Origin of the sequence: Celeribacter baekdonensis B30 (assembly GCF_000299875.1) — a bacterium.
In the GTDB taxonomy this organism is placed as follows: domain Bacteria; phylum Pseudomonadota; class Alphaproteobacteria; order Rhodobacterales; family Rhodobacteraceae; genus Celeribacter; species Celeribacter baekdonensis_A.
In genome coordinates, this window is the sequence record NZ_AMRK01000006.1 from 159,264 (window position 1) to 177,480 (window position 18,217).

At 57.2% G+C, this 18,217-nt stretch carries 16 protein-coding genes; 10 read left to right on the plus strand and 6 right to left on the minus strand.

Annotated features, from left to right (window positions below; translation table 11 throughout):
* The first annotated feature begins 2 nt into the window (after positions 1 to 2).
* Entirely contained in the window at positions 3 to 1,010 is a 1,008-nt protein-coding gene (locus B30_RS12415) for a class I SAM-dependent methyltransferase (protein ID WP_009572438.1), read from the plus strand.
* Positions 1,011 to 1,040: 30 nt separating this feature from the next.
* The gene (locus B30_RS12420) at positions 1,041 to 1,853 is read left to right on the plus strand and encodes an SDR family NAD(P)-dependent oxidoreductase (protein WP_009572439.1); all 813 of its coding nucleotides are present in this window, start codon (positions 1,041 to 1,043) and stop codon (positions 1,851 to 1,853) included.
* 20 nt (positions 1,854 to 1,873) lie between these two features.
* Here the strand turns inward: B30_RS12420 and B30_RS12425 are convergent, their stop codons facing one another.
* The gene (locus B30_RS12425) at positions 1,874 to 2,248 is read right to left on the minus strand and encodes a hypothetical protein (RefSeq protein WP_009572440.1); all 375 of its coding nucleotides are present in this window, start codon (positions 2,246 to 2,248) and stop codon (positions 1,874 to 1,876) included.
* A 162-nt stretch (positions 2,249 to 2,410) separates the two neighbouring features.
* Between B30_RS12425 and hemF the strand changes: the two genes are divergently transcribed.
* Positions 2,411 to 3,304 (plus strand): oxygen-dependent coproporphyrinogen oxidase, encoded by an 894-nt coding sequence (hemF, locus tag B30_RS12430; protein WP_009572441.1) that lies wholly within the window; start codon positions 2,411 to 2,413, stop codon positions 3,302 to 3,304.
* A 49-nt stretch (positions 3,305 to 3,353) separates the two neighbouring features.
* Here the strand turns inward: hemF and B30_RS21435 are convergent, their stop codons facing one another.
* Both B30_RS21435 and hemE read right to left on the minus strand, forming a co-directional pair.
* A complete protein-coding gene (locus B30_RS21435; RefSeq protein ID WP_009572442.1) occupies positions 3,354 to 5,858 on the minus strand; it encodes a calcium-binding protein in 2,505 nt (834 codons plus the stop codon).
* Between the two features lie 89 nt (positions 5,859 to 5,947).
* Positions 5,948 to 6,982, minus strand: coding sequence for a uroporphyrinogen decarboxylase (gene hemE, locus B30_RS12440; protein WP_009572443.1), 1,035 nt, complete (start codon positions 6,980 to 6,982; stop codon positions 5,948 to 5,950).
* A gap of 104 nt (positions 6,983 to 7,086) precedes the next feature.
* Between hemE and hemC the strand changes: the two genes are divergently transcribed.
* Positions 7,087 to 8,031, plus strand: coding sequence for a hydroxymethylbilane synthase (hemC, locus tag B30_RS12445; protein WP_009572444.1), 945 nt, complete (start codon positions 7,087 to 7,089; stop codon positions 8,029 to 8,031).
* A 10-nt stretch (positions 8,032 to 8,041) separates the two neighbouring features.
* Here hemC and B30_RS12450 read toward each other — a convergent pair whose 3' ends face one another.
* Both B30_RS12450 and hemN read right to left on the minus strand, forming a co-directional pair.
* Complete coding sequence (locus B30_RS12450; protein WP_009572445.1) at positions 8,042 to 9,436, minus strand: FAD-binding oxidoreductase; 1,395 nt, start codon at positions 9,434 to 9,436, stop codon at positions 8,042 to 8,044.
* A gap of 157 nt (positions 9,437 to 9,593) precedes the next feature.
* The gene (gene hemN / locus B30_RS12455) at positions 9,594 to 10,949 is read right to left on the minus strand and encodes an oxygen-independent coproporphyrinogen III oxidase (RefSeq protein ID WP_009572446.1); all 1,356 of its coding nucleotides are present in this window, start codon (positions 10,947 to 10,949) and stop codon (positions 9,594 to 9,596) included.
* Between the two features lie 66 nt (positions 10,950 to 11,015).
* Between hemN and fnrL the strand changes: the two genes are divergently transcribed.
* Positions 11,016 to 11,756: a transcriptional regulator FnrL gene (fnrL, locus tag B30_RS12460; protein ID WP_009572447.1), complete on the plus strand. Its 741-nt coding sequence runs from the start codon at positions 11,016 to 11,018 to the stop codon at positions 11,754 to 11,756.
* Positions 11,757 to 11,879: 123 nt separating this feature from the next.
* On the opposite strand, the gene B30_RS12465 is transcribed toward fnrL, so the two are convergent.
* On the minus strand, positions 11,880 to 12,719 hold the full coding sequence (locus B30_RS12465) for a universal stress protein (protein ID WP_040402405.1): 840 nt from the start codon (positions 12,717 to 12,719) through the stop codon (positions 11,880 to 11,882).
* Between the two features lie 376 nt (positions 12,720 to 13,095).
* Here B30_RS12465 and ccoN point away from each other — a divergent pair, with 376 nt between their 5' ends.
* The 5 genes from ccoN to ccoG all read left to right on the plus strand — a co-directional run bounded on the left by ccoN (position 13,096) and on the right by ccoG (position 18,217).
* A complete protein-coding gene (gene ccoN / locus B30_RS12470) occupies positions 13,096 to 14,691 on the plus strand; it encodes a cytochrome-c oxidase, cbb3-type subunit I (RefSeq protein WP_009572449.1) in 1,596 nt (531 codons plus the stop codon).
* Positions 14,692 to 14,706: 15 nt separating this feature from the next.
* Positions 14,707 to 15,432, plus strand: a complete 726-nt coding sequence (gene ccoO, locus B30_RS12475) for a cytochrome-c oxidase, cbb3-type subunit II (protein WP_009572450.1) — start codon at positions 14,707 to 14,709, stop codon at positions 15,430 to 15,432.
* Positions 15,433 to 15,443: 11 nt separating this feature from the next.
* Positions 15,444 to 15,623, plus strand: coding sequence for a CcoQ/FixQ family Cbb3-type cytochrome c oxidase assembly chaperone (locus B30_RS12480; protein WP_009572451.1), 180 nt, complete (start codon positions 15,444 to 15,446; stop codon positions 15,621 to 15,623).
* Complete coding sequence (ccoP, locus tag B30_RS12485; protein ID WP_009572452.1) at positions 15,620 to 16,468, plus strand: cytochrome-c oxidase, cbb3-type subunit III; 849 nt, start codon at positions 15,620 to 15,622, stop codon at positions 16,466 to 16,468. The genes B30_RS12480 and ccoP overlap by 4 nt, the downstream gene beginning before the upstream one ends.
* Positions 16,469 to 16,771: 303 nt before the next feature.
* Positions 16,772 to 18,217, plus strand: coding sequence for a cytochrome c oxidase accessory protein CcoG (ccoG, locus tag B30_RS12490; protein ID WP_009572453.1), 1,446 nt, complete (start codon positions 16,772 to 16,774; stop codon positions 18,215 to 18,217).

An 18,217-nucleotide genomic window follows, 5' to 3' on the forward strand; every position in this document is an offset into this window, starting at 1 on the left:
TCATGATGTCTTCCCGCCTCCCTCTTTTGCTCGAAGGCCACGATCTGTCTGGTCACGATCTATCTGACTCGGTGCCTGCGCGCGTTGTGGTTTATAGCCCTACGCATGATGCCGATCTGTCCGATCTCGCGGGCGCAACTCTTCAGATCGTTCAGGGGTTTAAACCCGATTTCGATGCGCTCACCGCGCGCGGGTTTGATACCCGTGTCGCGGCTGAGGGCGCATTTGATTTGGCCATTGTTGCCGTGCCGCGGTCCAAGGCGGAGGCGCGGGCGTTGATCGCCGATGCGGTCGCTCGGGCGACGCGTGTGATCGTGGATGGGCAGAAAACCGATGGCATCGACAGTCTTTTGAAGGACGTGCGCAAACGGGCCGAAGTGGCGCAGATCGTGTCCAAAGCCCATGGCAAGGCCTTCGCCTTTTCTGGCGGTGATTTCACCGATTGGGCCGATCCTGGTGCGCTGCATCTGATCGACGGGTTCTCCACCCGGCTTGGCGTCTTCTCGGTGGATCGCATTGACAAAGCCTCGCAGGCGCTTCTGGCCGCGTTGCCCGAGAAATTACCGTCGAAAATCGCCGATCTTGGCGCGGGCTGGGGCTATCTCTCCCGTCATATTTTGGATCATCCGGGGGTGAAACGCCTGCATGTGGTCGAGGCAGAGGCCGCCGCTCTTGCCTGTGCGCGCGAAAATGTCACCGACCCGCGCGCGGAATTCCATTGGCAGGATGCGACCAAATTCACCCCGCCGACAAAACTGGATGCGGTGATCATGAACCCGCCGTTTCATACCTCACGCGCGGCTGATCCGGGGCTGGGCCAAGCCTTTATCCGGGCCGCCGCCGGGATGCTGTCGCCTCAGGGTCAGCTTTGGCTGGTGGCCAATCGGCAATTGCCCTACGAGGCAACGCTTGCCGAGATGTTCGGCACATGCCAACCGATTGCCGATACGGGCGGGTTTAAGGTGCTTCACGCCGCAAAACCGCTTCGCATGAGCGGTAAAACAGCTTAAGATGGCGCTAACACATTGCGGAGACGACTGATGAGCTTTTCGATTGAAGGCAAGACCGCCATCGTGACCGGGGCGGCCAATGGCGTTGGTCTGGCGATTGTGCGGCATTTCGAGTCTCAGGGCGCGCGGGTGATGTGCGCGGATATCGACGAGGCCAGCCTGATTGAACAATACGGTGAGGCGGCCAACGTGGATGACGGCCATATCGCATATTTCGCAGGAGATCTGCGTGAAAAACTGACCATCGCCAACCTGTTGTCTGCCACGATTGATGCCTTTGAGGGCGTTGACATCCTGATCAACGCCTCGCGTCAGGTGGCGATGAGCGATCCTTTGTGCGTCGAGGAAGACAATGTCGCCCATTTGATTGAGCAAAACCTGATGACCTCGCTAAGATTGACGCAGCAGGTGGCGAAATGGATGATCAAACAATCTGAGAAAAGCAGTGAAGACGAGGGCATCGTCGGCTCGATCGTGAACCTGTCCTCGATTGCCGCGCGCCGTTCACAACCGGAGCTTTTGGCCTTTTCTGTCTCCTCCGCCGCCGTCGATCAACTGACCCGCTCCATGGCGGTGGCTCTGGCGCCCAATCGCATTCGGGTCAATGCCGTGGCGTTTGGCTCGGTGATGAGTGCAAGCCTGCAAGGGATGTTGGCCGAAAACCCTGATTACCGAAATGAGATCATCTCTAAGACGCCGCTGGGCCGGGTCGCACAGGCCTCAGAAATCGCCGAGACCGTGCAATATTTGGTGTCTGAGGCCTCTGGATTTATGACCGGGCAAATCCTGACCTTGGATGGCGGGCGCACACTGGTTGATCCGGTTCACGCGCCCACGCATTAAGTTCGAAAGACCCTACAGTCTCAGCTTGGGTATTGCTGCACACAGGCTTGGGTTGCGGCCTCTGCCTGTGCTGCCAATTGCGCCTCTTTCTTTTTCAGCGCCGCCAATTTTGCCGCTTCGGCATCAAGGTCGATGGCTTTTGGAACACGCCGGGTTTCGACGTCGGGCACGCGACAGTAAATAGGTTTGCCGTCCGCATTTTCACCGCAGCGCTCAATGTCGTAGTCGATGTATTCTTTTTCGACCAGGGCATAGCCGCGCGCGAGATTGCCCTCGGATTCGGAAATAAAGCTTTGAACCTGACGCAAATCCTTGGTGGCGCGGGAAATGCACATCTGTTGTTCGGAACAGGCGGCGACAAGCGGCAAAAGCATAAGGGGAGCAAGCCAACGCATTTGAAAATCTCCATTTCAACTCTGTCCATATCATAGGCTTTTTCTGGCGCGGGGGAAGGGATCTTACTGCCCTTGCTGCTCTTAGCGCATTCCTGCTACCTCTGGACGCAACATGATGCGCCGGAAAGGACAGCCCGAATGAGCCAAGATACCCGCGAAGAGATGAGCCCAGAGATGATTGACGAAAAATCCCGCGCCTCCCTTTGGTTTCGGGATTTGCGCAATCAGATTGTCACCGCGTTCGAGGCGCTCGAAGACAGCCAAACCACAGGCCCTTTTGCAGAGTTGCCCGCTGGGCGTTTTGAGGTCACCGAGACCAAGCGCAGCTCGGATGACGGCTCTGATGCGGGTGGTGGCGTGATGTCAGTGATGCGTGGGGGCCGGGTGTTTGAAAAGGTCGGCGTCAATATCTCCACTGTTTACGGTGAGTTGGGCGAGCGGGCGCAAATGGCCATGGCCGCGCGCAAGGGCATTCCGGGGATGAAAGAAGATCCGCGGTTTTGGGCGGCGGGGATTTCGCTTGTCGCGCATATGCAAAACCCGCATACGCCCGCCGTTCACATGAACACACGGATGTTTTGGACGCCGCATGCATGGTGGTTTGGCGGCGGATCGGATTTGAATCCTTGCATCGAATATGCCGAGGACACGGAGGCGTTTCACGCTGTGCAAAAGCATCACTGTGATCGCCATGACCCGAACTATTATCCGCGCTTCAAAGAGTGGGCGGATGAGTATTTCTATGTCCCGCATCGCGGTCGGGCGCGCGGCGTGGGGGGTATCTTTTTTGATGATCACAACACGGGCGATTGGGAGGCGGATTTTGCCTTTACCCAAGACGTGGGCCGGGCGTTTTTGCCCGCCTTCTTAGGCGCGACAGAAAAGCGCCGCGATACGCCATGGACAGAGGCGGACAAAGATACACAACTGATCCATCGCGGCCTCTATGCCGAATACAATCTCGTCTATGACCGGGGCACCAAGTTTGGTTTGGAAACGGGCCATGACGCCAACGCCGTCTTGATGTCCCTGCCGCCGATGGCGAAATGGGTATAGGTCGATAGAACAGGAATTGAGAGGGCCCCGGGAAGGGGCCATTTAGATATCAAAAGATAAAATCGCTTGCGCTGAGATCGCTCAGGGTGGTGCTATCCAAGTAGATGATGTTGCCGCCGCCGGCATCAATGATGACGTTTGAGCCAGATTCAGTCATATGCGCGTTGTTGAGATCACTCCAACTTGTGATGGAGGCCACATTGCTGAGATCAATGATATCATTTCCGTTATCGTCAAAGTCGGTGATATGATCCACTTGGAACGTACCGGAAAAAACAAACGTGTCATTGCCTGCACCACCGTCAAGCGTGTCATTGCCCACGCCGCCATCAAGTCGGTCGTTCCCGGACCCGCCATAAAGGGTGTCGTCTCCGTCTTCGCCCCAAAGTTTGTCGCTTGCATTGTCGCCGACAAGGCGATCATCGCCGTCGCCGCCGTAGAGGTTATCGTATCCAAGCCCGCCATTGAGAACGTCGTCGCCCGCGTCCCCATGCAGGATGTCGTTTTCACCATTGCCGATCAGGGTGTCATTCCCGGTGCCCCCGGAAAGCGTATCGTCCCCGACACCGCCATACAGCGTGTCCACTCCATCACCGCCAATCAGGGTGTCATTGCCATCTTCTCCGACCAGACGGTCGTTGCCGGCTTCCCCCTCCAGAAGATCGGCGCCACTCCCCCCGTTCAACGCATCATTGTCGTTGCCGCCATGTAATTTGTCGCCGCCATTGCCTCCCAATATGTTGTCATCACCATGACCGCCAAGAAGAGTATCTCCACCGAGGCCCCCGACGATCAAGTCAGCGCCGTACCCGCCGGAGATGTAGTCAGCGCCGTCACCGCCATCGGCTTTATCGTTCCCATCGCCGAGATTTAGGGTGTCATTTGCGTCACCGCCGATGACATAGTCATCGCCCGCCCCGGTTTTGATCCAGTTGTGCAGATCAGAGCCAATGATATAGTCGTTGGTCGCGGCTTCCTCCAAATATTTGTAGGAGGTCCCATATGTGACGTCGTTAAATTGAACCGAGACCTCTTCGACCACGTCATATGCGGTGTAGGTGATCACTGCGACCTCGTAGGCGTCCAAGGTGATTGAAATCTCGGTGAGATCAGAGTAGGTCTCACTGCTCAATGTCCCAAGCGTGTTGGGGTCTTGCCAGGCGGCCAAATCAACTTCGTTATAGTGGCCGCCCGTGTAGACACCGTCGGTTTGGGCGTAATCGACGCCAATGATTTGCACTGTCACGGTTCCGTACCCGATTGCGTACATATCCGCGAGGTTGATGGTTATGACTTGGTCCTGACTTTCGGACAGGGACGACAGGAAAACAGCGCCCTCTCCGCCGCCAATAAACCCGTGAATGTCAAAGCTGGACCCGCCCTCGGCTGTCACATCCAGCACCTCTTTTCCCACAAGAGTGTCATTCATCAGGTCAACCAGAATGCCAATCGGGCGGAGCTTGCCGCCGTTATTGGCCAAGGCTGTCGTGTGGTACAGAAGGGGCCACATGTCGGCGCTGTCGATGCCATGTTTCATCATCGCGGAGAAGATTTCCAATGTTGGGGCCAACTGCATCAAGCCCCAATAGCGCGCATCCTCAGAGAGGGCGGTGTGTTGCACGCCCCATTCGCTGAGATGCAAATCCATGTCCTCGCCCCACTCGGCCGCCATATCTGCGAATTTTGCCACAAGATCGTCTATGTTGTCGTAGCTGTGACCCCACTCGCCCGTTGCATCCGTCGCGGACTGTTGACCGTCTTGGTAATAGAAATGTGAGGCAAGGCCGTCGATCATATCGGCGACCCCCGCATCCATATCGGCGACCCCCGCATCAAGATTTTCAAGCACGCCGTTGATATTTTGAGTTGCGAAATCATCAAGGGAAACATTGCCGTCATCTTTGGTATTGATCGACATTTGGGCGATGATGTCGGGTGCATCGGCCCCGTCACCTAAAACACCGTCAATCACGGGAACGAGCGCGTTGAGTACTTCGGCATAGCCTTGGGCGGTGTAGACGCCGCGATATTCATTGCCGATTTCAAAGCCGTCGATGGTTGCGCCTGTGTTTTGCGCGATCTCAATCACTTTGGTGACAAAGGCCGCGACGGCGTCAAGTTCCACCTGCGTGATGCCACTCGCGACATCCGCTCCGCTGGCATATTGGCTGTCGGTCAACCATTCTGTTGGAATGATGATTTTTGCGGACACCCCGTTGTCCCCACAAAATTCAAGGAAGTCCTTCAAAAGCGCGATGTTCAGTTGCTCTTGTCCGGTAATGTCCTCTTTGGGAACCAGATCGACGGCACCATTGGCGTCCACGTTCAGCGCATATCTTTCGATATCCGCACCACCCGGCCAACGGAGGGACGTGAGGCCCATACCATTCAGGCCTTCAGTCCCATTCTGAGTATCTTCAAGAAAATCCGAGAGCCCTGCGGTATTGCTCTCGTGTTGGACGTGATCAAAGGCGTCGACGAAGTTCACGCCGAAATGGTCTTTGGTGACAGCTTCACCCAGGGGCAATGACACCGTAATGGATTCCGTGCTCATATCGAGATCTCCTCAAATTGATTAAAATCTGAGGAGAGAATATCCCGCTTGAGATGCTTCTCAATGTGCGAAATCAATCGGGAGCTGTGCTAGCGCGTTTCCCGAAGGGTCTCGATCATCAAAGACACATTGTCCGGGTCGGCGTCTGGTGTGATGCCGTGACCGAGGTTGAAGATATGCGGACCTTTGGAGAAAGCGTCACGGACATGGCGCACTTCGTCGATCAGGCCTTGGCCACCTGTGACCATGTGGCTTGATGCCAGATTGCCCTGAACGCAGCCGTCTTTTTGCACGTTTGCCGCGCCCCATTCGGGTGTGACAGAATTGTCCAAGGCAACGCAGTCGACACCGGTTTTGGCGTGAAAGCCGATGTAGCCATCGCCCGCTTCGCGTGGGAATCCGATGACCGGAATGCCCGGATGGCGTTTTTTCAATTCGGATGTGATCCGGCGCGTCGGTTCGACGGCGTATTTTTCAAACGCCTCGCCCTTGAGGCTCCCGGCCCAGCTGTCGAAAATCTTGACGACTTCGGCACCGGCTTGGATTTGCATGTCGAGATATTCGATGGTGCTCACCGTCAACAGGTCGATGATCTTTTCAAAGAGGGCGTTATTGCCCTCGCGCAGGGCATGGGCGGGGCCTTGATCCGGGGTGCCGCGACCCGCGATCATATAGGTCGCAACCGTCCAGGGCGCACCGGCAAAGCCAATCAATGTGGTCTCTTTTGGTAATTCACGCGAGAGAATTTTGACCGTTTCGTAGACCGGGGCGAGCACCTCGTGGATGTCATCTTTGCCCTTCATCGGCGTAAAATCTGCCTCTGAGGTGATGGTCGACAGGCGCGGACCTTCGCCGGTGACAAACCAAAGGTCGGCCCCTAAGGCTTGTGGCAAAAGCAAAATATCGGCAAACAGGATCGCCGCGTCAAAGCCAAAGCGGCGGATCGGTTGCAGCGTCACTTCGGCGGCCAGTTCCGGGTTGTAACACAGGCTGAGGAAATCCCCGGCCTGTGCGCGCGTGGCGCGGTATTCCGGCAGGTAGCGACCAGCTTGCCGCATCATCCAAATCGGCGGAACCTGTTGCGTCTCGCCTTTGAGCGCTTTGAGGATCGTTTTTTCGGACATCTGCGGCCTCCCGGTTGTGTGTCCCCGCGTTGGTCCCTTTCCTGCGGGCTTTTGTCAAGCGGCCATGGCTTGTCAGGATGATCCGCCGCAGGTATGGCTTTGCCATGACACTCACACTCCCGACCCCCGCTCAACCGCTGAAAATTGGCACCCGTGGTTCCCCGCTTGCGCTGGCGCAGGCCCATGAGACGTGCGCGCGCCTTATGAAGGCGTTTGATCTGCCGCTTGAGGCGTTTCAGATTGTGTCCATTTCGACCCGTGGCGATCGGGTTCAAGACCGCGCCCTGCGCGAGTTGGGTGGTAAGGGATTGTTTTCAAAAGAGATCGAAGATCGGCTTTTGAATGGCGAGGTCGACATTGCCGTGCATTCGACCAAAGATATGTCGGTGGAACAGCCCGAGGGGCTGGTGCTTGATACCTATCTGCCGCGTGAAAATCCCTTTGACGCCTTCATCACGCTCGATGGGCGCGCGCTTGCGGATTTGCCGCAGGGCGCTGTGGTCGGCTCGTCGTCCCTGCGCCGCAAAGCGCAATTGTTGAACAAACGCCCCGATCTTCAGGTCATCGAATTTCGCGGCTCGGTGCAAACCCGGTTGCAAAAACTCAAAGATGGCGTGGCGGATGCGACGTTTTTGGCGCTTGCGGGGCTTAACCGTCTAGGCTTTGACGATGTGCCGCGCGTGGCGGTCACGGCCGAAGAGATGCTGCCCGCCGTCGCCCAAGGCGCGATTTCGATTGAGCGCCGTGCGGCGGATCATCACATCGCAGACATGCTTGCCGCCATTCATCACGCGCCCACGGGGCAGGCTTTGGCCTGTGAACGGGCGTTTTTGGCTAAGCTTGACGGCTCCTGCCAAACCCCGATTGCCGGGTTGGCACAAATTGTTGGGGGCAGCTTGCGTCTGCGTGGGGAAATCCTGCGCAGCGATGGCTCCGAATCTCTCAGCGATGATGTGTCTGGCGCGATTTCGGACGGTCCAGAGATGGCCGTGGACATGGCGACCAAACTGCTTGAGCGAGCGGGTGAAGGATTTTTCGACTGGAAATAAAGGGCTTGGACTAGGGCAGGGTCTTGCCCGGATTCAAAATCCCTTTCGGATCAAACGCGGCTTTCACGGCGCGCATCATGTCCAGCGCGACAGGGTCTTTGCGACGCTGCATCGAACTGAGCTTGCCCAAACCGATGCCATGTTCGGCGGAGAAACTGCCGCGCATGTCTTGGACAATGTCCTCCACCGCCTCCATCAACGGGTCGCACAGCGCCGCCGTCGACGGGTAAATCGTATAATGGACATTGCCATCACCCAGATGGCTGACCGTGCAAGAGGTCACACCGGGATCAAGCGGTTTCAGGCGCGCCTCGGCACGGCTGAGGAAGGTTTCGATCTGATCGACGGGCAGGCAAAGGTCATTGATCACCAAAGGCTTGGTGTTGACCGAGATTTCCGCCGCAGCTTCGCGAATCTCCCACATCAATCGCCGCTGTGCCACGGACCCGGCCAAAGCGGCGTCCAAGACCAAGCCGTCTTCAAACATCTCGCCCAATATCTCTTCCAGCGCGCTCAGAAGGGGCACTTGGCCGGTGTCATCCACGCTACAATCGCGCGGCACGGTGGAGGCGATTTCCAAGAAAATCATGTGGTCCACGTCATGTCCCAAAGGCGGGATCAGATCGGCGCGAAACTGCGCCAGACGGGTCAGGTAGTCGCGCGGCATATATTCAAATGCCTCGACCATGCCGCCAGTGTGTTCTTGTAACCGGTTCAAAAGCTGCAACGCATCCGGCAGGGACGGCACGGTGACCATGGCGGTGGCGTAGGCCTGCGGCAGGGGGGTGAGTTTCAACACGGCGGCGGTGATCACGCCCAATGTGCCCTCTGCGCCAATCATCAGATCGCGCAGGTCATAGCCGGAATTGTCCTTGTGCAGCTCGCTCGTCAGATCAAGCACACGCCCGTCGGCCAAGACCACCTCAATCCCAAGGCAGAGATCGCGGGTGTTGCCATAGCGCAAAACATTGGAGCCGCCGGCATTGGTGGCCAATGTGCCGCCGATCCGCGCCGATCCTTTGGCGCCAAACGTCATTGGGTAGCTGAGACCCTGTGCTTCGGTGGCGATGTGGAGGTCTTGCAGGATCACCCCGGCCTCAACCACGGCGATCCGGGCCTCTGGGCGGATCTCGCGAATACGGGTCATCCGCTCCAGCGAGAGGATCAAAGCCCCCTCGGCGGCGGTCGCGCCGGTCAATCCGGTGTTGCCTCCCATCGGGACAACGGGCGTGCCCGTCTCATGCGCCAGCGCCATGATGGCGGAAACCTCGGCGGTTGTGTTTGGGCGCACCACGGCCAAAGGCGTGGTCACATATTTGCCAACCCAGTCGCGGCCATAGGGCAGGGCGTCAGGCCCGGTCAAAACATGCGGTGTGATCGCGCGCAGGCGGTCTATGAGGTCCATCGGTCGCTCCGGTGTTTGGTCCTCGCGGTGTCGTGGAAAATGCGCGGTTTGGCAAGTCTGGGACGCTGTCAACTATTGTGCCAAACCCCGCGCCGAACAAAATCCGTCCCTGCGGGGGAGCAAGGACGGATCTGGGACACATCAGGGTCTGTTGCGATCAGACGGCGGAGGAATGCTTGGCCTGTGTCATGTCATAGGCGTCAAAATGGCGGGCGATCATCCGGGTGAGTGGGCGGGCCACGTCAAGGATGACAATTCGCTCCGGCGAGGTTGCGAGCATCTCGGGAAACGCGTCACTTACACTTTTGGCAAAGGCATCAAATCCGGCTTGCGACAGGCCATAGTTTTGGATCAATTCGGCAGCTTCGACCCGGAAATCACACATCAATGCCTCAATGATCCGACCGCGCAAATGGTCTTCGGCGCTGAAGGTATGGCCCTTGGCGATGGGCAAAATGCCAGCGCGCACTGCGGCTTGATATTTTGACGTGGCGGGGTGGTTTTGGGCGAATCCTTGCGGGTATTTGGCAATCGAAGAGGCCCCCACGCCGACCATGGTCGGGCATTTGTCGTCGGTGTAGCCTTGGAAATTGCGATGCAATGTCCCTGTACGCAACGCGACCTCAAGACCGTCGCCTTTCTTGGCGAAATGGTCGATGCCAATCTCGACGTAATCGTCCCAGACAAACAGGTCCCGCGCCACGTTGAACAGGTCCAGCCGCTCTTCGGGCCGGGGCAATTGGTCGGTTGGGATCATGTTTTGCCGCCGCGCCATCCAGGGCACATGGGCGTAGCCAAACAAGGCGACCCGGTCCGGCGAGAGGGTCAGGAGCTTTTGAACGCTTTCGGCGATTTTTTCCGGGGTCTGTCCGGGCAGGCCGTATAAAATATCGGCGTTGAGCGAGGAAATCCCTCGCGCGCGCAGCCCATCGACGGCGGCTTTGGTGATCTCATAGGACTGAATGCGACCGATGGTTTCCTGAATGGCGGGGTCGAAATCCTGCACCCCGATTGAGGCGCGGTTCATCCCGGCGGCGGCCAGCGCGTCCAAACGCGCGTCATCGACCTCGTTGGGATCAACCTCGACGGAAAATTCATAACGCTCGCTAAAAGGGGCCAGATCATGGATCGCCGCGGAGAGATCGGCGATCATTTCGGCGCCAAGCAGCGTTGGCGTCCCGCCACCCCAATGCAAATGGCCGATTTGAATCCCCTCCGGGATGTGTGCTTTCAAAAGCGACAATTCCGTCTTGAGCGTCTCGACATAGGCGGCCACAGGGCCAGCTGTCGTTGTGCCCTGCGTGCGACACGCACAGAACCAGCACAGGCGTCGACAAAACGGCACATGGATGTAAAGAGAGATCGGCTGAGACGGGTCCAGAGCCTTGAGCCAACCTTCCACATCCCCGGCGTTTGTGGCGTCAGAAAAATGGGGTGCGGTTGGATAGCTCGTGTACCGGGGGACACGAGCGTCAAAAAGGCCAAGCTTGCGGAGTTGCGTGTGCGTGTTCATGAGGATACGATCTAGTGGAACTAAGATTGGGCGCATTGACCCAGATCAAAAAACGTGAGCGCACCTATGAGTGACATTGTATTCGACCACAAAGAGTGTGGGTCCTGTCCGATCCGTCACCGGGCTGTCTGTGCCCGGTGCGAGACAGATGAGCTCAATGAGCTCGATTCCATCAAATACTATCGCTCCTATGAAGCGGGCCAACCCATTGTCTGGTCCGGGGATCGCATGGATTTTGTGGCCTCCGTGGTCACCGGCGTGGCCTCTTTGAGCCAAGCCATGGAAGACGGGCGCACCCAGATGGTTGGGCTGTTGTTGCCCTCTGATTTTCTGGGGCGTCCGGGGCGCGACGTTGCCCCATATGATGTGGCTGCCGTCTCCAACCTCACACTTTGTTGTTTTCGTCGTAAACCTTTTGAAGCGCTGATGACGCGCACACCGCATATCGCACAGCGCCTTTTGGAGATGACGTTGGACGAACTCGATGCGGCCCGCGAGTGGATGCTGATCCTCGGTCGTAAAACTGCGCGGGAAAAAATTGCATCTCTGCTGGCGATCATCGCCCGGCGCGAATCCTCGCTGGCGCTGAAGAGCACGGGCGATGGCATGATGTTTGAATTGCCGCTGACCCGCGAGGCGATGGCGGACTACCTTGGTCTGACGCTTGAAACCGTGTCGCGGCAGATTTCGGCGCTCAAACGCGAGGGAATCATTACGCTGGAAGGCAAACGTAGAGTGATCATCCCGGATTTCGATCGGTTGCAGATCGAGACGGGGGATGACATGGACGGCGGGATGATGGCCTGAGGCCAGGCTTGCTTTAGGCCTTGATCAAGTCAAATTCATAAATGTTTTCCGGCCCGTAGATCGTCCTGTCTGCGGGCCGGATTGCGGTATGTTCGTGGTGTTGAGCGTCAGTGTGACATCAACTCAGTGCGACATCAGCACCGGAATATCCGCCAATTCCAACATGTGGCGGGTTGCACCGCCAAGGATCGATTCGCGGAAGCGGGAATGACCATAGGCCCCCATCACCAAGAGATCGGCGTCCTTGTCGCGCAGCTGACGGCAGAGCACATCGGAGACGCGCGGCATGGTTTTGGCCAGAACCGACACTTCGGCGCGCACACCGTGACGCACCAACATTTGGCACAACGAGCCACCCGGATCAGAGCGATCGGGGCCATGCTGCGGCGGGTCGATGATGGTGATGTCCACAACATCGGCTTTTTGCAGAATCGGCAGAGCGGAACGCACAGCGCCCAAGGCTTCGGCGCTTTCATTCCATGCGACGACGACACGTTCGATGTTTTGCGGCACATCGGCGGTGTCGGGCACAACGAGAACCGGAACATGACCGGAGAACAACGCGGCTTCCAAGATTTCTTCGTGCTCGTGGCTGCGGCCCGGACCGTAAGGGCGGGGCAGGACGACGACATCAGAGAAGCGCAGGAAATGTGCGAGTTGGGGCGTCAGACCGGCCATCTGCGCGGTTAAGGGGTTGGTCACCCACGAAATTTCCTGAACTCTCAAGAATTCCGTGACCTGAGACTCAATTTCGCGACTCTCGGTTTGGGCCTGTTGCAGGTTGTCTTGCAAGGCCATCGCATTGGTGCCGGCATAGTAGAAGCCGGGCTGTGTGCGGTCGAGACCCAGACAAATCACGTCAAGATGCCCTTCTTCGCGCCGAGCAAGAGCGGTTGCGGCCTCAAGGGCATGGCGATCCGCGTCCATATTACAAATAATGGTTGTGATGGTTTTAAAAGGCATGGCGACCTCCATTCGGGAATTGCGACATTTCGACCTATACAATGCGCGCATGTGCTCGAAATGGCTTTGATTGAGATCAACAAATTTGAGGGGCGCGGCGATTTGCGCGGGGGTTCATTTAAATTTAACTATGTAAAAGGAATAAGGGTGCGCACACTAAGGGCGCACACGGGGCTGTTTCTGTGGTATTTAACCCATTGAGGAATGCATGCGGACATTACACGAAATTTGGGCGAGAAATCCCTTTCTCGCGATGCTTTGACTCAGATCAAGGAGGGTCGCCCGGATGTCGTTCAAACCGCAAACTGTCGAGACCTGTGCCAAACACGGGGCGACATGCCTAACATAAATGGGCATCAGAACGAAGGGACGCAACATGTGGAACTACATTAAGTTGGCAGTGCTGGGGATCGCCGTGGTCCTATTCGGCCTTGCCGCAAACTACGGGCGCGATTTTGGCTATCAAATCCATGCGCTTATTTTCATGGCCGCGGCGGCCATTACTTTCATCTACACTCTGCGGACGACAGGCGACGTCAAAGCACAGCCCGAGGGCTACTTTGATGGTGTCGTGCGCTACGGTGTTATCGCAACTGCCGGCTGGGGCGTTGTGGGCTTTCTGGTGGGGACGTTTATTGCCTTCCAGCTCGCTTTTCCGAGCCTCAACTTCGAGTTCCTGCAAGGTCACGGCAACTTTGGGCGCTTGCGTCCGCTGCACACCTCTGCGGTGATTTTCGCTTTTGGCGGCAACGCCTTGATCGCGTCGTCTTTCTATGTGGTGCAACGCACCTCTGCGGCGCGCCTGTTTGGTGGTGGCCTTGGGTGGTTCGTGTTCTGGGGCTATAACTTGTTCATCGTGCTGGCGGCGACGGGTTATGTCTTGGGTGTGACCCAATCCAAAGAATACGCTGAACCGGAATGGTACATCGACCTATGGCTGACCATCGTATGGGTCGCCTATCTCGTCACTTTCATGGGCACGATCTTTAAGCGTAAAGAAAAGCACATCTATGTGGCGAACTGGTTCTACCTGTCGTTCATCGTAACCATTGCCATGCTCCACATCGTCAACAATCTGGTGATCCCGGTCTCCTTCCTGGGCTCGCGCTCCGTGATGGTGATGTCTGGCGTTCAGGATGCGATGACGCAGTGGTGGTACGGTCACAACGCTGTGGGCTTCTTCCTCACTGCAGGTTTCCTCGGCATGATGTACTACTTCGTGCCGAAACAGGCCGAGCGTCCGGTGTTCTCCTACAAACTGTCGATCATTCACTTCTGGGCTTTGATCTTTCTTTACATCTGGGCTGGCCCGCACCACCTGCACTACACCGCTCTGCCGGATTGGGCTTCGACCCTCGGTATGGTGTTCTCCATCGTGCTATGGATGCCGTCCTGGGGTGGAATGATCAACGGTCTGATGACGCTGTCTGGCGCATGGGACAAGCTGCGCACCGACCCGGTCATCCGTATGATGGTGATCTCAGTGGGCTTCTACGGCATGTCGACCTTTGAGGGTCCGATGATGTCGATCCGCGCGGTGAACTCGCTGTCTCACTACACTGACTGGACCATCGGCCACGTGCACTCCGGTGCTTTGGGTTGGAACGGTATGATCACCTTTGGTGCTCTCTATTTCCTCACCCCGCGCCTGTGGAACCGGGATCGTCTTTACTCGCTTGGCCTCGTGTCCTGGCACTTCTGGCTCGCCACTATCGGCATCGTGCTTTACGCCGCGTCGATGTGGGTGACGGGTATCATGGAAGGCCTGATGTGGCGCGAAGTCGACAGCCAGGGCTTCCTCGTGAACGCCTTTGCAGACACCGTGTCCGCCAAGCATCCGATGTATGTGGTTCGTGCTGTGGGTGGGGTTCTCTATCTCACTGGTGCGATCATCATGTGCTACAATCTGATCATGACTGTGCGTCGTAGCCCTGCAAAAGCAGACGTTCCGGCCATGGCTCCGGCCGAATAAGGGAGGGTTTAAACAATGGCTCTCATTGACAAGCATAAGATCATTGAAACCAACGGCACCCTCCTTATGGTTGGCGCACTTTTGGTGGTCACCATCGGCGGGATCGTAGAGATCGCACCCCTTTTCTACCTCGAAAACACCATCGAGGATGTCGAAGGCGTGCGCCCCTATTCCCCGCTTGAATTGACTGGGCGTGAAATCTACATCCGCGAAGGCTGCTACGTCTGTCACTCTCAGATGATCCGCCCGATGCGCGACGAAGTGGAACGGTATGGGCACTACTCTCTGGCAGCGGAGTCGAAATACGACCACCCGTTCCAGTGGGGGTCCAAACGCACCGGCCCGGATTTGGCCCGTGTGGGCGGCCGTTATTCCGACGCGTGGCATGTCGATCACATGACCGATCCACAGTCGGTGGTGCCTGAGTCGGTTATGCCGAAATATGGCTTCCTTGCGGATCGTTATATCGACGCGGAATACATTCAGGACCTGATGTCGACCCATCGAATCGTGGGCGTGCCTTACACCGACGAAATGATCGAAGTTGCGCAAGCGGACTTTGCTGCGCAGGCCGATCCCGACAGTGACTTTGACGGGTTGATGGCCCGTTATCCCAAAGCCGTTGTGTCCAACTTCGACGGTCAACCCGGTGTCACGGAAATGGATGCTCTGATCGCCTATTTGCAGATGCTTGGCACATTGGTCGACTTCTCGACCTTTACGCCTGACGCATCACGCTAAGGGGGTATGTGATGAACTATCATATCCTTCGGGAATTTGCCGACAGCTGGGTGCTGCTTGCGATGTTTGTGTTCTTTGTTGCGGTCATTGTCTGGGTGTTCCGCCCGGGGTCGCGCAAAGACTATCAAGACGTCTCGACCAGCATCTTCCGCAACGAAGATACACCCGCCGAAAAGGAGGCGAGGACATGAGCAAGAAAGATGTGGAAACAACAGGCCACTCCTGGGATGGGATCGAAGAACTCAACAACCCCCTTCCACGCTGGTGGTTGATGGTCTTCTATGCCAGTATCATTTGGGCCATCGCGTATTCGATCGCGATGCCTGCATGGCCGGGGATCAAAAGCGCAACCGCCGGGATGCTTGGCTGGTCCACTCGGGCAGAAGTGGCCAAAGACATCGCCTCTTTTGAGGAGATGAATGCGGGCGTGAACGCCGAGTTGGCCTCTGCCGACGTCACCACAATCGACGTGAACTCGGATCTGCACAACTACGGCGTCAACATGGGGGCCGCCGTGTTCCGGGCCAATTGTTCCCAGTGCCACGGTTCCGGTGCGGCCGGCAACGTCGGCTATCCGAACCTTTTGGACAACGATTGGCTTTGGGGTGGTACGATTGATGAGGTCGCCTACACCATCCAACACGGTGTGCGCAACGAAACCGATGAGGCGCGCTACTCCGAGATGCCGCGTTTTGGCGCTGACGAGTTGCTTGAACCGGCTCAGATTGATCAGGTCGTGGAATATGTCCTGTCGCTGTCCGGTCAGGACCACGATGCGGCGATGGCCACCGAAGGCGCTGTTGTGTTCGCCGACAACTGTGCGGCGTGCCACCTCGAAGACGGCACAGGCGACATCTTCCAAGGCGCGCCGAATCTGACCGACGCGATTTGGCTCTATGGTGGCGATCGTGCCACCCTCAAGGAAACCGTCACCAACGCCCGCTTTGGCGTGATGCCGGCTTGGGGTCAGCGTCTGTCTCAGGCTGAGGTCAACGCAGCCGCGCTTTACGTCCATCAGTTGGGCGGCGGCCAATAAGCTAATAGGAATCCGGGCGGCAACGTCCGGGTTGCGGCACTGACCCTTGATCCTGTTCGCGCGTTTCTTCAGGGTTGGTGCCAACAAACGACAACAAAGCTGCGCTCTTGACGGGTCGCGGCTTTGTTTCAATTTCGACGGCGTTCCGCTCCTTGCCGGGGGCGGCAGGATGTCACAGGAAAAAGAAACTTTTTTGATGCATCTTTAGGGCCGAGTCTAAAAATCTTGATCCACATCAAGGCTCCATAAAGGTCTCCGCCCCATTAAGGGGAAAACGCGAACCGTGCGAAAAGGCAATGCTCCATGAGCTCTACCGATACCCCCCCCGAAGACAAACTCTACGCCTCCCGTGAACCGATCTTTCCGCGTCGTGTGAAAGGCTATTTCCGGACTCTCAAATGGGTCATTATGGCGGTTACCTTGGGGATTTATTATCTCTCGCCTTGGATTCGTTGGGACCGTGGTCCGCAATTGCCGGATCAGGCGATTCTCATCGACCTTGCCGGGCGTCGTTTTTATTTCTTCTGGATCGAAATCTGGCCGCACGAATTCTATTTCATTGCTGGCCTGTTGATCATGGCGGGACTTGGCCTGTTCCTGTTCACCTCTGCGGCTGGGCGCGTGTGGTGTGGCTATGCCTGTCCTCAAACCGTCTGGACCGATCTTTTCATCCTCGTCGAACGTTGGATCGAAGGTGATCGCAACGCCCGTCTGCGGTTGCATCGTCAGAAAAAATGGGACCTGCGCAAGGTGCGGCTGCGGATCGTCAAATACATTTCCTGGGTTGTGATTGGCCTGGCGACCGGTGGGGCTTGGGTGTTTTATTTCACCGATGCGCCGACGCTGTTGAAAGATCTTGTGACCGGGCAGGCCCATCCGGCCGCTTATATGACCATGGCCGTTTTGACTGCCACGACGATCTTCTTTGGCGCAATCGCGCGAGAACAAATCTGTATCTACGCCTGCCCTTGGCCGCGGATTCAGGCCGCGATGATGGACGAAGACACGCTGACCGTGGCCTACCGCCACTGGCGGGGGGAACCGCGCGGCAAGCACCGGAAGGGCGAAGGCGCGGATCAATTGGGCGATTGCATCGACTGTATGGCCTGTGTGAACGTCTGTCCGATGGGCATCGACATCCGCGATGGTCAGCAACTCGAATGCATCACCTGCGCGCTCTGCATTGATGCCTGCGATGACATGATGGACAAAATCGGCAAGCCGCGCGGTCTGATCGACTATATGGCGTTGACCGATGAGCCGCGCGAAATCTCCGGCGAACCGACAAAACCGGTGTGGAAACACATCCTGCGTCCGCGCACGATCCTGTACACCGTGCTTTGGGCCGCTGTTGGCTTTGCTTTGGTCTTTGCCCTCTTTATTCGCTCGGACATCGACATGACCGTCGCCCCCGTGCGCAACCCGACCTATGTGATGCAATCCGACGGTGCGATCCGCAACATTTACGACTTGCGGTTGCGCAACAAACATGGCGAAACGCGCGAGTTCCGTGTGAGCGTCTCTGGCGAGGCCGACTTGACGGTGACGTTGCAAGGCGGCGACAATACGGCGGGCGATACCATTGCAGTCAACGCCGATGAAATGCGCATCGTGCGGGCCTATGTCGAGGCACCCGCCGGGTCCGAGGCCGCAAATTCCGAACGGAAAGAGTTCTCGTTCTGGGTCGAAGATGTGGCCAGTTCCGAACGGGTTTCCGTCGACTCGGTCTTCAACGGCAAAGGAAACTAA

What these genes read in the sequence shown, in the direction of transcription:
- B30_RS12415 (WP_009572438.1), top strand. Translation starts at nt 3, where the DNA reads ATGATGTCTTCCCGCCTCCCTCTTTTGCTCGAAGGCCACGATCTGTCT.
- B30_RS12420 (WP_009572439.1), top strand. Translation starts at nt 1,041, where the DNA reads ATGAGCTTTTCGATTGAAGGCAAGACCGCCATCGTGACCGGGGCGGCC.
- B30_RS12425 (WP_009572440.1), bottom strand. Translation starts at nt 2,248, where the DNA reads ATGCGTTGGCTTGCTCCCCTTATGCTTTTGCCGCTTGTCGCCGCCTGT.
- hemF (WP_009572441.1), top strand. Translation starts at nt 2,411, where the DNA reads ATGAGCCCAGAGATGATTGACGAAAAATCCCGCGCCTCCCTTTGGTTT.
- B30_RS21435 (WP_009572442.1), bottom strand. Translation starts at nt 5,858, where the DNA reads ATGAGCACGGAATCCATTACGGTGTCATTGCCCCTGGGTGAAGCTGTC.
- hemE (WP_009572443.1), bottom strand. Translation starts at nt 6,982, where the DNA reads ATGTCCGAAAAAACGATCCTCAAAGCGCTCAAAGGCGAGACGCAACAG.
- hemC (WP_009572444.1), top strand. Translation starts at nt 7,087, where the DNA reads ATGACACTCACACTCCCGACCCCCGCTCAACCGCTGAAAATTGGCACC.
- B30_RS12450 (WP_009572445.1), bottom strand. Translation starts at nt 9,436, where the DNA reads ATGGACCTCATAGACCGCCTGCGCGCGATCACACCGCATGTTTTGACC.
- hemN (WP_009572446.1), bottom strand. Translation starts at nt 10,949, where the DNA reads ATGAACACGCACACGCAACTCCGCAAGCTTGGCCTTTTTGACGCTCGT.
- fnrL (WP_009572447.1), top strand. Translation starts at nt 11,016, where the DNA reads ATGAGTGACATTGTATTCGACCACAAAGAGTGTGGGTCCTGTCCGATC.
- B30_RS12465 (WP_040402405.1), bottom strand. Translation starts at nt 12,719, where the DNA reads ATGCCTTTTAAAACCATCACAACCATTATTTGTAATATGGACGCGGAT.
- ccoN (WP_009572449.1), top strand. Translation starts at nt 13,096, where the DNA reads ATGTGGAACTACATTAAGTTGGCAGTGCTGGGGATCGCCGTGGTCCTA.
- ccoO (WP_009572450.1), top strand. Translation starts at nt 14,707, where the DNA reads ATGGCTCTCATTGACAAGCATAAGATCATTGAAACCAACGGCACCCTC.
- B30_RS12480 (WP_009572451.1), top strand. Translation starts at nt 15,444, where the DNA reads ATGAACTATCATATCCTTCGGGAATTTGCCGACAGCTGGGTGCTGCTT.
- ccoP (WP_009572452.1), top strand. Translation starts at nt 15,620, where the DNA reads ATGAGCAAGAAAGATGTGGAAACAACAGGCCACTCCTGGGATGGGATC.
- ccoG (WP_009572453.1), top strand. Translation starts at nt 16,772, where the DNA reads ATGAGCTCTACCGATACCCCCCCCGAAGACAAACTCTACGCCTCCCGT.